Source organism: Streptomyces sp. NPDC002032 (assembly GCF_042890765.1).
Taxonomy (GTDB): Bacteria; Actinomycetota; Actinomycetes; order Streptomycetales; family Streptomycetaceae; genus Streptomyces.
This window is the reverse complement of record NZ_JBIASM010000010.1, coordinates 232,001-244,234: the sequence shown is the minus strand read 5'-3', so window position 1 is coordinate 244,234 and position 12,234 is coordinate 232,001. Positions and strand designations below refer to the sequence as shown.

The window sequence follows — 12,234 nt, the reverse complement described above, 5'->3', positions numbered from 1 at the left end:
GGGGTCACCGGACCCGGCAACCGGACCCGGCATCGCAGGAGAAGGTGATCCCCGCCCCTGAGAATCGGAGCAAACGCTACAGAATCGAGCCGCTGAAGAACACGTCACCTTGAAATCCGGTCAATCGATGACCTGATGAGCCTCCGGGGAGGGCCGCTTGGGGCCCGGTGGCGGTGGTCAGGTTCGGTCGGCGGTGGCGGAGGCCGTGGGGCGGGGCCATTGGGTGGTGTGGAGGACGGCCGCGGCATACCCGCAGCGGCATGCCAAGGGCGGTCCGGAAGGCGTCGCGTTGGGCGGCGTTCTCGGCGACGCCCGCCAGTACAGGGGATGTACGCCCGCCGCGCGGTAGTTGGCGGTCACCGGCCGGAGGTTCGCGAGGAACAGCCCGAGCTGGAACGGGTCGTCGGCCGGGGGCGGCCAGGCCTGGCACAGCCGGTCGAGGTAGATGACCGCGTGCGGCGCACCGGCATCGGCCGGCAGGTCGCCCAGCAGATCGGCGGTGGAGGTCTTGCCCGCGCCGGCGGGGCGGGAACGGGTGTTCGCAGTGGGTGCGGCCGAGCCCGGCGCGTGGTCGGGTACGTCGTCGTTGGGCTGGGCGTGCATTGGCCACACCTTGCCCAAACCGTGGCCCCGTCGGCCAGCTCAGACCCTCTGGTGCGCGGTGACGGCCGGTGCGGGGCCCGCCGGTCTGCGCCGCCGAGCCGGCGGTGGTGACGAGGGCGGTACCGAGGATGACGGTGAGCACGGCGACGCCGAAGGATCCGCCGATCTGCTGCGCGGTGCGCGTGATGATGCCCGCGTCCGGGATGGTGTCACGCCCGAGGCCGGCGAAGGCCGCCGTTTGCAGGGGTATCGACACGGCGGCGAGTCCGCAGCCGCGCACCATGAGCACCGCCATGAGGAACCACTCGCACGGTGGACGGACCGGTGAGCGCGAAGCCGGCGAACGCGACCCACCAGGGGGCGAAACCGGCCCCGCGGAAAGGGACGTTGACCCACGCCCGGCCCGCCGCCGCACCCTGGACAGCCCGGAAGGCGATGGGGCTGCCGGCGCTCCAGGCCACACCGCACAGCACCGAGCCGGCGAGGAAGACGGCCGGCGCGAATCGTGATGACCTTCGGGTCGATGCGGTCGCCCGCGGTTGCCGGGGCCGTCACCACGCCCTCCTCTCGTCAGCGGATCTCCTGCGCGAGCCGTACGTGCTGTGGTGGCGCGGTCAGTGGTACGGGCTCCAGCCGCCGTAGCGGGCCAGCAGGCTCCGCGCGGCGGCGGGGCTCAGTCCGAGCGCGGCCCCGGCCTGCTCGGCGGTCAGGTCGTGGCGGGTGTCGTGGGCGGGCCAGTGGGCGATCCGGATCGCGGTGATCTCCAGCCGGCGGGCCGCCTTGACCGCGGCCACCGGGGACGACTTGGCCAGCTTCTCGATCTCCTGCTCCAGCTGCCCCAGGAGTTCGGTCACCCCGGCGGGCAGGGGGACGGTCGTCGCCTCCACCTGCACGGTGTGCTCGTCCCAGTCGTCCTCGCAGGCGTCGGCCTCGTCCAGCCCGGCTTCGCGCAGCGGCTGCTCGCCGATCGTCCGCCAGTCCAGGGGATGCTCGGGGCCCGTCCAGCCGCACGAGCACACCGCCCGCAGGACGGCCGCCCGGGGGCGCCGCGGCCGGCGGCCGTCGTAGATGCTCCAGTACGACACCGTCTGTCCGCCCGATCCCGAGCCGCTGTCGAAGTACACCGGCTCCGGGACGCTGCCGTCCTCCAGCAGCACGCCGACGTGGCCCTCGTGCGAGGATCCGTACTCGTCCGTCGTCCAGGTCTCGTCCACCACAGCCTCCCCGATCCGTAGCCCGGCTCCCGCGCCGGCGGCGGGGACCTCCACGACGATCCCTCATCGCGCCCGGCACCACGGCCGAAACGGCGAAACGAACCTCTCCTACGTCGTGACGCCGATCGCGGAGGCCACCGGACGCACCGTGAAGGTGAAGCCCGCCCGGGGGAACGGCTCCGGGTCAGAGGGCGGGTTCGGGCCCGGTCGGCGGGCGGAAGCAGGCGATGATGACCTTGCCCGCCGCGCAGGTCCGCACCGTCCAGTCGTCGGCCAGGGCGTCGACGAGGAAGATGCCGCGTCCGCCGTTGCAGTCGGTGCTCGGGGGCTTGAGGACCGGCGCGTCGGAGCTGCCGTCGTGAACGGCGATGTGGAGGCAGTTCTGGTCCCAGGTCATCACGAGCTGGGCGCTGCTGCGCGCGTGCACGTGGGCGTTGGTGACCAGTTCGGAGACGGTGAGCAGCACGTCGTCCACCGTCTGGGGTGCCTCGTCGACCCAGCTCAGGGCGCGCAGGTGCGAACGCGTCCAGTCCCGCGCGGTCTTGGTATCGGTGTCGAGGGGCAGGGAACGGGCCCAGCCCACTGCTCGTACGGCGCGGCGGTCCATGGCGCGCTCCTCTCGTTACCGGCCTGTGACCGTCGTGTGCCCCGTAACGACGCTCTCATCCGGGCGCGGCGTCAGGCGGGCTCACCGCCCCGCCCTGTTGAGTCCTCAGGCCATGGGCCGGCCTCCGGTGAGGACGGGTGCGGGGGTGCGCGTACGGCAGGACCCGGCCGGGGCGGTTGCGCGCCCGGCCGGGTCCTGGTCACCCGGGTGTCCCGGGAGGGAGGGTCACTCGTCCGTCTGGTCGCGGGGACGCTCCGCGGGGCGGGAGCCGAGGTTCCCGTACCCCTTCATCTCGTGCGGGGAGAGCCTTTCGCCGTTGGCGGGGAACGCGTCCGGCTCGGGCTCGCGGCGCTCCTCGACGTGCTGGGCCCGGGCGGCGGGACGGGACGGGGCGCCGGGCGCCGGCTGGGCGGCGCGGCGCCGGATGCCCCACCAGACCGCCCCGATCAGGAGCAGCGCCACCACGACGCCGACGGCCAGGAGTCCGGCACCTGCGGCGCCGGCGGAGAGGAAGTAGGACATAGAGTCCGCCTTTCGTTGGGACCCGGAGTTGTGGCTAGGCGGCCGGGAAGCGGTCCCAGACGCGGTGCTCGGCGACCAGCGCGGCCAGGGCCTTGGCGGCGTCGGCCGGGGTGGACGCGTCGACGACGCCGGGCGCGCCGGCCGGGACCCCGGCCTCCTGGAGGACGGCTCCCGCTCCGGCCCAGCCGCCGATGGCCTTGGCGTGCCGGAACATCTCCGACACCAGGAGGAGCACCCGGGGGTCGGTGGTGGCCGGGGCCGTGCCGCGCCGGTTCTTGCCCCGGCCGGCGCCCGCCTTGGCGTCGCGGGCTCCGTCGGCGTCGGCGGCCGGTGCCGGCGCACCGGCGATGAGCAGGGCGTCGAACTCCGTGGAGCGTGCGGTGGCGAACGTCCGCTGGACGGTGACGGCGTTCTTGCCCGTGCCGAGCGCACCGCCGGTCGGGGCGATCACCAGCGGCATCATGCCCGCGGCGCGTACGGCCTTGCGCGCGGCGGCCACGTCCTTCACGTCGCTGTCCGGACCGGCGACGATGCCGACGATCCGGCCGTCCAGCGGCCAGCTGCGCCCGATCTGGGACAGGGCGGGGCTGGGCTCGACGTCCGCGAGGGGCTCGGCGGCGGGGGCGGGCAGGCCGAGGCCGGCGGCCACCTCCTCGCAGAGGCGGCGGTCGATGCGGGCGAGGACGGTGAGCACGCGTTCCCGGATGGTCTGTTCGTAGCACTTGGACAGCTCGAAGGTGTAGGCGGCGATGATGTGCTCGCGTTCCACCGGGGTCATGCTCAGCCAGAACTGCCGGGGCTGGCTGAAGTGGTCGTCGAAGGACTCCGGAGCAGCCCGTTCCTTGCGCGCGGGCGGCAGCTCGACCGGCGCCTCGATGAAGGCGGCCGTGTCCGCGCCCGCCAGGAACGGGCAGCCGCCGTCCAGGCTGTTGGGGCGGTACGGGGCGACGCCCGCGTGGACGGCGCTCTGGTGCATGCCGTCGCGGAGCATGTCGTTGACGGGGGCGTGGGGCCGGTTGACCGGGATCTGCCCGAAGTTGGGGCCGCCGAGCCGGCTGATCTGGGTGTCCAGGTAGGAGAAGAGCCGTCCGGCCAGCAACGGGTCGTCGGTGACGTCGATGCCGGGCACGAGGTGTCCGGGGTGGAAGGCGACCTGTTCGGTCTCGGCGAAGTAGTTCTGCGGATTGGCGTTCAGGGTCATCAGGCCGATCGGCTGCACCGGGGCCAGCTCTTCGGGGACGATCTTCGTCGGGTCGAGGAGGTCGATGCCCTCGAACATCTGGTCCGGGGTGTCGGGGAAGGTCTGGATCCCCAGCTCCCACTGCGGGTAGGCGCCGGCCTCGATCGCGTCGGCGAGGTCGCGCCGGTGGAAGTCCGGGTCCATGCCCGCGGTGATCTGGGCTTCCTCCCACACCAGGGAGTGCACGCCCAGCTTGGGCTTCCAGTGGAACTTCACGAGCGTGGTGGCACCCGTGGCGGCGACCATGCGGAAGGTGTGGACGCCGAAGCCCTCCATCATCCGGTAGGAGCGCGGGATGCCCCGGTCGGACATGTTCCAGAGCGTGTGGTGGGTGGCCTCGGTGTGCAGGGAGACGAAGTCCCAGAAGGTGTCGTGCGCGCTCTGGGCCTGCGGGATCTCCCGGTCCGGGTGCGGCTTCCCGGCGTGGATGACGTCGGGGAACTTGATCGCGTCCTGGATGAAGAACACCGGGATGTTGTTGCCCACCAGGTCGAACGTGCCCTCGGCGGTGTAGAACTTGGTCGCGAAACCCCGGGTGTCGCGGACCGAGTCCGCCGAGCCGCGGGATCCCAGCACGGTGGAGAAGCGTACGAAGACCTCGGTCTCGACGCCCTTGGCCAGGAAGGCCGCCTTCGAGACCTTCGCCGCGGTTCCGTACCCGGTGAAGACGCCGTGGGCGGCGGCGCCGCGCGCGTGCACCACGCGCTCCGGGATCCGCTCGTGGTCGAAGTGGGTGATCTTCTCCCGGAGGTGGTGGTCCTGGAGGAGCACGGGCCCGCGGGCCCCCGCCTTGAGGGAGTGGTCGCTGTCGTAGAGCCGGGCACCCTGGGCGGTCGTCAGGTACGGGCCCTGCTGCGCGACGGCCTCGGCGGGCACGCCGGTGGGCCGGCCGGTGGGGCTCAGGGTGTCGGGGCCGCGCTGGTCCGCCTTGGGCGGCAGGGGGTCGCGCGGGCTCACCGGCTCGGCCGGGGCGGGCGGCTGCGGGGCGGGCGCCCCGGGCACCACGTCCGGAACCGGGGGCCGGCGGTCGCTCAGGGGGGCGGGCCGGGCGGGCGCCGTCGTGGCGGGATCCGCGGTGGTGGGCTTCGCCGGGGCGGGCTTCGCCTTGGCGGACTTCACTTCGGCGGGCGTCGCCTTCGCGGGCTTCGCCTTCGCCGCCTTCTTCGCAGCCATGCTGCTCCTTCCGCTGTTCGGGGCGCGGCGGCCCCCTCACGCGAGGTCGGCCCGCCGCAGTGGCCTGACGCGTCCGGGAATCGATCCCCACCACGGCCCTGGACCCGTCGGATACCCGATATACCCGAATAAATCCTTTCGTCCCGCCGCCATCTCCCCCTCCGGGGCCAACCGCGCCGTGCGGTTCGCGCCGCACATGCCAGTGGCGCCCGGCCCGCGAACGGGTCCGGACGCCACCGCACCCTCAGGTGTGTGCGATTTTCGCTACCAGCGGTACCAGCGACCGCTGCCGCTCTTGGGGCGGGCGACGAAGCCGAGGAGCCAGATCACCAGGACGGCGATCGCGACCCACCACAGGATCTTCAGGGCGAAGCCGGCACCGAAAAGGATCAGCGCGAGCAGGAGAACGAGAAGCAGGGGAACCATAGTTATCAACCTCCGAGGCACCGGCTACCCGGGCGATGCCCGCCCATGCGCGGGAAATTTACCTGTTTCTTATCCGCGCAGGCGGGAAGGTTCTTCGGCTCGCCCGCGCGCCGCGCGGAGCGGGCACCCCGGCCCCGCGCGGGCGAGGAGACGGGTCGGGAACCGGGGATGAACCGGGTGATCGTCCCCGACCTTCCGGGCGCTGGTGGGTGTCGGCCGCCGCCAGCCGGGCACGAGCGGCCCATGACGTTCCTACTGCTCTTCCTGCTCCCTCTCGGGTTCGCGCTCGTCCTCATGGCCACCGCCGAACCCCAGCACCGGGGCCGCCACCGCGACAGCCACTAACCGGCCGGGCAGCCCGCCGGAAAGGTGAACCGGATGACCCCGAAAGCGCGTCCTATGGTCAGCGGCACCCGCCGCACCAGCACTTTGCCACCGCCGCTTAACGGCTGGAAAGAGGGGAAAACGGACTGTATGGATCAACGGACTATGTCACGCCGATCCCCGTCGGCCCGGCCCGGCAACACCGACTTCTCCTGCGCCGAGGCCCGGGACACCGTCCGCGGCGCCCTCGCCGAGCTGGACGCGCCCGCGCGGTGGTGCGAGGACGTGCTGACGGTGACGACGGAACTCGTCTCCAACGCCAGACGGCACGCCGGCGGCGTCACCGCATTCCGCGTCACCGCCGACTGCGGCGCCGTGGTCGTCGAGGTGTCCGACGCCTCCGCCCGGCCCCCGGTCACCGAGCCCTGGGCACCCCGGATTCCCGGCGGCTTCGGGTGGCGGCTGGTCAACCATCTCGCCGACAGCACCGACGTCCACGTCCACCGTCACGGCAAGACCGTCAGCGCGGTCCTGACCCCCGGCCCCGCCGGAAGGACCTGACCGCCCGATGTCCCTTTGGCCTTCGATCGTCGCCGTGCTCGGTACCCTCGCCGGCGCCGTGGCCGCCGGTCTCCTCCAGCACCGTTCGGCACGCACCTCGCGCGCGGAGGAGCGGGCCGACGGCTACCGCCGGGACCAGCTGGACGCCGTCACCGACTTCGCGGCCGCCCTGGACGCGCACCGCTCGGCGATCTTCCACCGGGAGCGTCTCACCCTGGCCGGGGCGGGGACCGAGCACGAGATGGAGGCGCAGACGCGGTCCCACGACACCCGGGCGGCCGTCACCGCGCCCCACATCCGCCTTCAGGTCCTGGTTCCCGAGCTGGCCGGCCCCGCCCAGCAGGCAGCGGAGGCCACCTACGCGCTGCGCAAGGCCGCCGACCGGGCCGAGCTGGACGCGCGGCGGCATGCCGCGAAGGAAGCGGCCCTCGCCTTCATCACCGCGGCCGCCGCGGTGCTGCGCCCCGGTCACCGCTGACCGGGGGCACGTCGCCGTGGCCCGCCGGGCGGGTGGGCGCGGGCAAGCGGGAGGGGCGTCAGCGGATGACGTCGAAGACGTTCTTCTGCACGCCGTTGGCGTACGCCTCGTGCTCCACCAGCTTCAGCTGCTGGGCGTCCTTGTCCGCCGTGCTGAACAGGCGCTTGCCCGCGCCGAGCAGCAGCGGGAAGACGAGGAGGTGGTAGCGGTCGATCAGGCCGGCGTCCGAGAGTGCCTGGTTCAGGGCGGCGCTGCCGTGGACGATGATCGGGCCGCCCTCGGTCTCCTTGAGCGCGGCGATCTCGTCGAGCGAGCGCAGGATCGAGGTCGGGCCCCAGTTCGGTACCAGTTCGTCCTCGGTGAGGGTGGTGGAGACGACGTACTTCGGCATCACCTTGTAGTCGGCGAAGTCCGCCATGTCGGGCCACACCGGACTGAACGCCTCGTAGCTGGTCCGGCCCATCAGCATCGCGGCGGCCTCCTGCTGCTCGCGGCCCTTGATCTCGAACGCCTCGGGCAGGAACTCGACGTTCTTGAAGGTCCAGCCGGAGTTGCGGTAGCCGGGCTCGCCGCCCGGGGCCTCCACGACGCCGTCGAGCGAGATGAAAGCGGTGCTGATCAGGGTGCGCATCACAGGATCCTCGGAGTCTCGTACCGGATTTTCGGCAGTTCGGTCCGGCGCGCCCGTCGGCCGCAGTCACACGGTCGGGGCGCACCAGCCACACCTATGACTGCTGATCATGCAGGAACTCATCGGTCCCCGGCCGGTCGGTTCGGGCGTCGTGCGTGTGGGCGCCGAACACGGGCGCTGTCAGAGGCCTTTGGCAGCATGGCCCCATGAGCAAGATCGTGAACTACAGCATGGCGAACCGTGGCGCGGTGGCGCGCTTCCTGCCCGCCCGTGATCTGAACGAGGACGAAGCGCGGCGCCTGGCCGGCATGCGCAGGCGGGCGGCCGAACGCCAGGGCGAGCTCGACGCCCAGGGCGTGGACTGGGGGTTGTCGGTGGGCGACGCGCTGGAGGAGCTGGTCGCCGGTCGCGCCGACTCCGACGCCGCGTACGCCGGCAGCGCCTACTACGCGGCCCTCCAGATCGTCATCGACCACAACGCGAGCGACCCCGCCACCCTGGGGAGTTACCGGAGCCCCATCACCCTCTTCTCGGCCCTCGACGAGGCGCTGAAAGCGGAAGGCGTTCCGGCGGACCTGCTGCCCACCCAGTACGTCTACAGCGGGCCGCCCGCGGAGATCGGATTCCGCATCCCCCATCCCCCGGAGGGGTCGCCCGAGATCGGCTGCTGGCCGCTGGAGACGGCCGGACCGGCGGTGGAGGCCTACCGGGCGGTGCTAGACCGGATCGACAGCGGCCTTCGGTACGACCTGGAGGAGCTGATCACGGCGCTGGACAGCTGGTCCTCCGACTGGAAGGACGGGCGGGGCGCCTGGTGGTGGGCCGAGGACGGCTCGATCTTCTTCTCCATCGTCGGCTGACCGCCGGAGGGGGCGGGGGCGGGCGCCGGCGCCCTCCGCGTGAGCGGTGACGTCAGCGGTGACGTCAGCGGTGACGTTAGCGGTGATAACAATTAAATGTTAGCGTCGATTCATGGCAGAGCGAGCTTCCACGTCCGAGATCCGCGAGCGCATCATCGCCGCCGCCCTCACCCTGGTCCGCGAGCAAGGGCGCGACGCGGTCTCCACCCGGTCGGTGAGCGCGGCCGCCGGGGTGCAGGCGCCGACGATCTACCGCCTCTTCGGAGACATGCAGGGACTGCTGGACGCCGTCGCCGCGCAGGGGTTCGCCGCCCACCTCCCCGCCAAGCTGGCCCTCGGCGACGGGGACGACCCGGTGGACCACCTGCGCGCCGGCTGGGCGGTGAACATCTCCTTCGCCCTGGAGAACCCGGCGCTGTACGCGCTCATCTACGGCGAACCGCGCCCCGGCGTGGACATGGCGGCCGCGGAGACCGCCGAGCGCATCCTGACCGACGCCGTCCACCGCATCGCCCGGGCCGGCCGGCTGCGGGTCGGCGAGGGGCTGGCCGTCCAGATGGTGCACGCCGCCGGGCGGGGCGTCGCGCTGGAGCTGTTGTCCCGGACCGAGGAGCAGCGCGACCCCGCCCTGTCCGACGCGGCACGCGAAGCGGTGATCGCCGCGATCACGACGCGGTCCCCCGCCCCGGCCGCCGGGACCGGGCCCGTCAACGCGGCGGTATCGCTGAGGGCCGTGCTGGGGCAGACCACGGCGCTGACCGGCGGCGAACGGGCTCTCCTGGAGGAGTGGCTCGACCGCATCGCCCAGCCTCCCCGGCCCGCCCCGCACAACGACCCCACCGACCCCACCGACCCCACCGACCCCACCCCGCCCACCAGGCCCACCCCGCCCGCCCCGGAACGGAATCAGACATGATCGTCATCACCGCCCCCACCGGCCAGATCGGCCGCCGGATCCTCGGCCGCCTCCACGACGGCGACGAGCCGGTCCGCGTGATCGTGCGCGACCCCTCGGCACTGGACGCGGCGACGCGTGAACGCGTCCAGGTGGTGACGGGATCCCACCGCGACCCCGCCTGTACGGCCGCCGCGTTCGAGGGCGCCGACACGGTGTTCTGGCTGGTCCCCCCGGACCCCCGCGCCGAGGACGTCGTCGGCCACTACCTCGGCTTCACCCGTCCCGCCGTCGACGCGATCGAGCGGCACGGCGTCAAGCGGGTGGTCGGCGTCTCCAGTCTCGGTCGCGCCTTCGACGGGAACGCGGGCAACCTGTCCGCCGCGTTCGCGATGGACGACCTGATCGAGGGCACGGACGTCGCCTACCGGGCCCTGCGCATGCCCTTCTTCATGGAGAACCTGCTGATGCAGGCCGGAGCCATCGGCCGGCAGGGCGCCTTCTCCCTCCTCAACGACGCCGACCGCCCGCTCCGCCTCGTGGCCACCGACGACGTCGCGCACGTCGCCGCCGATCTGCTGCTCGACCCCACCTGGGGCGGACAGGGCAGCGTCCCGGTCCTGAGCCCGGACGCCCTGACCCCGCGGGAGATGGCCCGCACCGTGTCCGAAGTCCTGGGCGGGCCCGTCGCCTTCCACCGGAGCCCGGCCGAGGACTTCCGGACGAGGATGCTCCAGTACGGGATGACGGACGGCTGGGCGCAGGGGCTGGTCGACATGGCCGCCGCTCAGGACGAGGGCATCTACGAGCCCGAGGCCCTCACCGCCGCCCCCGCGCCCACCGCCTTCCGGGAGTGGTGCGAGCGCGTGCTCAAGCCCGCCGTGGCGGCCTGACTCCCCGGAGGAACCGGCGCCGCGCGGGGGGCGCCGGGAAGAGCGGGGGTCAGGCCTTGGCCGGGTCGGTGCCGTCGCGCTTCACGACGTGGTCGCCGACCGCCAGCGACTTCCAGAGCCGACGGCCGATCCGGACCTTCAGAGAGGTGCCGTCCGCGAGGCGGAGCTCGGCGAAGTGGTACATGTTCGAGCCGTCGAGCATGCCGCGGGACAGGCCGGTGACGACGCCTTCCCAGGCTTCGTCGCGTCCGATTTCGTGTGATGTATCCATGACGGGAAGTCTAGGGAGGCCGGCACGCGGTCCGGCAGGGCCGCGCATCCTCTCTCCGCGGGTACGAATGTCATACGGGGACAGGGGCCCGGGGGGCCGCCGGGCCGGGTTCACCCGTCCGGCGCACGGTCGCGCCGCGTCGGGCGCCGGTTCAGGGGTATGCGCGCCACGCACACCGCCCCTGGACCGCACCTGCCGAGGACATGATCTGTGGAGACCGAACCCTCCCGCTCCGCCCGCCACGATGCCCGCTGGTCCACCGTCGCCCACCAGTACCTCCCCCATTGCGACGCCCCCCTCCTCGTCCCGGTGACCTTCGGCTACCGGCGGTCCGACCCCCTGCGCGTGCGGGCCACGTTCCACTGCCCGCAGGACGACGACGTCGTCTGGGATCTGGGGCGGGACCTCCTGGCCACCGGGACGCGGACCGTTTCGGGGGGCGCCGACCTGCTCGTGTGGCCCGCCGAGGGTCCGGAGCCGCAGCGGCAGGTCTGGCTGCGGCTGGGACCGCAGCACACCCACGCGCTCCTGGCGCTGGACCGCACGGGGCTCCTCGCCTGGCTGGAGACCACGTACGCCCTCGTGCCCGCGGATTCCGAGGGGGACCACCTGGACTGGACACCGATCGAGCAGCTCCTCGCGGGCCGGTGAGCCGCGACCGGGCGCATCCGCCCCCGCACAGGTGGTCCGCAGCGCGGGCGAGGACGTCCGGAAGGAGGACGACATGGAGGAACAGCCCCGGCGCCAGGGCGCGTCACTGAGGGTCAGGGGCGAGGTGGTCGGCCGGGTGCTGAAGGAGCGCTCGCGGCGTGCGGTGTCCCGGCCGGCCGTCGTCGCGGCGCACGCCGGCCTGGTCCGCGTACTGGACGAGCTCATCGACGCCGCCCGGGCCACGGCGCGGGCGGCGGGGCGGGGCAAGGTGGGGCCCGACCACATAGAGGCGGCGCTCGGAGGGGACCGGGAGCTGGCGGCGGCCGTCCGCGGGCGGCCGCCGGGGCGCGCCGCGGGGGCGGCCCACGAGTTCCGCTCGCTGGTCAGGACCCGCACCGGCACCGGCGGCGGGGGGCTGCCGTTCGACTCCGGCGCCCTGCGGCTGCTGTCCGTGGCGCTCGCCGGGCTCACCCTCCGTACCGCGACCCTCGCGGCCGGCGTCGCCCGCGAGGGCGGCAGCCCGACGATCGGATACGCCGAGATCGACGCCGCCCTGGGCCTGGGGCTCCTCGGCGGCCTCGGGCGACGGGCGCGGGAGCGGGCGCGCCACGCCGTCGAGCGGGAGACCGCCGTGCAAGAGCTCCTGCACCTGGGCGAGCCGTCCGTCGCGCCGATGCCGGTCTGGGGCTCGCTGACCGACCGGGAGATGCTCGATCGCATCCCCGGCGTCGCGGTGGCGGCCGATCAGGGCGAGGCGAACCTCCGGTCCTGGGTACGGGAACTGCGCCGCAGGAAGGTCACCTGGGCCGCGATCGGGCACGCTCTCGGGACCTCCCGTCAGGCCGCGTGGGAACGTTTCTCCTGGGAGGAGTAGGGCGGCACCGC

The 12,234-nt window shown here is 73.2% G+C and carries 15 protein-coding genes; 7 read left to right on the top strand and 8 right to left on the bottom strand.

Annotation, left to right across the window (positions count from 1 at the left end):
- Positions 1-177: 177 nt before the first annotated feature.
- From ACFYYT_RS23845 to ACFYYT_RS23820, 6 genes are all read right to left on the bottom strand, one after another.
- Positions 178-603 carry a hypothetical protein gene (locus tag ACFYYT_RS23845; RefSeq protein WP_351818655.1) on the bottom strand — a complete coding sequence of 142 codons (426 nt, stop codon included), beginning with the start codon at positions 601-603 and terminating at the stop codon, positions 178-180.
- Positions 604-1,217: 614 nt separating this feature from the next.
- Complete coding sequence (locus tag ACFYYT_RS23840) at positions 1,218-1,871, bottom strand: hypothetical protein (protein ID WP_388609164.1); 654 nt, start codon at positions 1,869-1,871, stop codon at positions 1,218-1,220.
- A 130-nt stretch (positions 1,872-2,001) separates the two neighbouring features.
- Complete coding sequence (locus tag ACFYYT_RS23835) at positions 2,002-2,424, bottom strand: ATP-binding protein (RefSeq protein WP_351818661.1); 423 nt, start codon at positions 2,422-2,424, stop codon at positions 2,002-2,004.
- 225 nt (positions 2,425-2,649) lie between these two features.
- On the bottom strand, positions 2,650-2,946 hold the full coding sequence (locus ACFYYT_RS23830) for a DUF6479 family protein (RefSeq protein ID WP_351818664.1): 297 nt from the start codon (positions 2,944-2,946) through the stop codon (positions 2,650-2,652).
- A gap of 34 nt (positions 2,947-2,980) precedes the next feature.
- Positions 2,981-5,359: a catalase gene (locus tag ACFYYT_RS23825; RefSeq protein ID WP_351818667.1), complete on the bottom strand. Its 2,379-nt coding sequence runs from the start codon at positions 5,357-5,359 to the stop codon at positions 2,981-2,983.
- Between the two features lie 264 nt (positions 5,360-5,623).
- Complete coding sequence (locus ACFYYT_RS23820) at positions 5,624-5,785, bottom strand: hydrophobic protein (RefSeq protein WP_351818670.1); 162 nt, start codon at positions 5,783-5,785, stop codon at positions 5,624-5,626.
- A gap of 489 nt (positions 5,786-6,274) precedes the next feature.
- Between ACFYYT_RS23820 and ACFYYT_RS23815 the strand changes: the two genes are divergently transcribed.
- Together ACFYYT_RS23815 and ACFYYT_RS23810 are read left to right on the top strand one after the other, a co-directional pair.
- Complete coding sequence (locus ACFYYT_RS23815; RefSeq protein ID WP_351818673.1) at positions 6,275-6,670, top strand: ATP-binding protein; 396 nt, start codon at positions 6,275-6,277, stop codon at positions 6,668-6,670.
- Between the two features lie 7 nt (positions 6,671-6,677).
- Positions 6,678-7,148 (top strand): hypothetical protein, encoded by a 471-nt coding sequence (locus ACFYYT_RS23810; RefSeq protein ID WP_351818676.1) that lies wholly within the window; start codon positions 6,678-6,680, stop codon positions 7,146-7,148.
- Between the two features lie 58 nt (positions 7,149-7,206).
- Here the strand turns inward: ACFYYT_RS23810 and ACFYYT_RS23805 are convergent, their stop codons facing one another.
- Positions 7,207-7,779 carry a dihydrofolate reductase family protein gene (locus tag ACFYYT_RS23805; RefSeq protein WP_351818679.1) on the bottom strand — a complete coding sequence of 191 codons (573 nt, stop codon included), beginning with the start codon at positions 7,777-7,779 and terminating at the stop codon, positions 7,207-7,209.
- A 206-nt stretch (positions 7,780-7,985) separates the two neighbouring features.
- On the opposite strand from ACFYYT_RS23805, the gene ACFYYT_RS23800 reads away from it, so the two are divergent.
- From ACFYYT_RS23800 to ACFYYT_RS23790, 3 genes are all read left to right on the top strand, one after another.
- Positions 7,986-8,639 (top strand): hypothetical protein, encoded by a 654-nt coding sequence (locus ACFYYT_RS23800; RefSeq protein ID WP_351818682.1) that lies wholly within the window; start codon positions 7,986-7,988, stop codon positions 8,637-8,639.
- A gap of 112 nt (positions 8,640-8,751) precedes the next feature.
- On the top strand, positions 8,752-9,555 hold the full coding sequence (locus ACFYYT_RS23795) for a TetR/AcrR family transcriptional regulator (RefSeq protein ID WP_351818685.1): 804 nt from the start codon (positions 8,752-8,754) through the stop codon (positions 9,553-9,555).
- Positions 9,552-10,427, top strand: coding sequence for an NAD(P)H-binding protein (locus ACFYYT_RS23790; RefSeq protein ID WP_351818688.1), 876 nt, complete (start codon positions 9,552-9,554; stop codon positions 10,425-10,427). Before ACFYYT_RS23795 ends, ACFYYT_RS23790 begins: the two co-directional genes overlap by 4 nt.
- 49 nt (positions 10,428-10,476) lie before the next feature.
- On the opposite strand, the gene ACFYYT_RS23785 is transcribed toward ACFYYT_RS23790, so the two are convergent.
- Positions 10,477-10,698, bottom strand: a complete 222-nt coding sequence (locus tag ACFYYT_RS23785; protein ID WP_351818691.1) for a hypothetical protein — start codon at positions 10,696-10,698, stop codon at positions 10,477-10,479.
- Between the two features lie 210 nt (positions 10,699-10,908).
- On the opposite strand from ACFYYT_RS23785, the gene ACFYYT_RS23780 reads away from it, so the two are divergent.
- On the top strand, positions 10,909-11,349 hold the full coding sequence (locus ACFYYT_RS23780; RefSeq protein WP_351818694.1) for an SsgA family sporulation/cell division regulator: 441 nt from the start codon (positions 10,909-10,911) through the stop codon (positions 11,347-11,349).
- Positions 11,350-11,422: 73 nt separating this feature from the next.
- Complete coding sequence (locus ACFYYT_RS23775) at positions 11,423-12,223, top strand: hypothetical protein (protein WP_351818697.1); 801 nt, start codon at positions 11,423-11,425, stop codon at positions 12,221-12,223.
- Positions 12,224-12,234 lie beyond the last annotated feature (11 nt).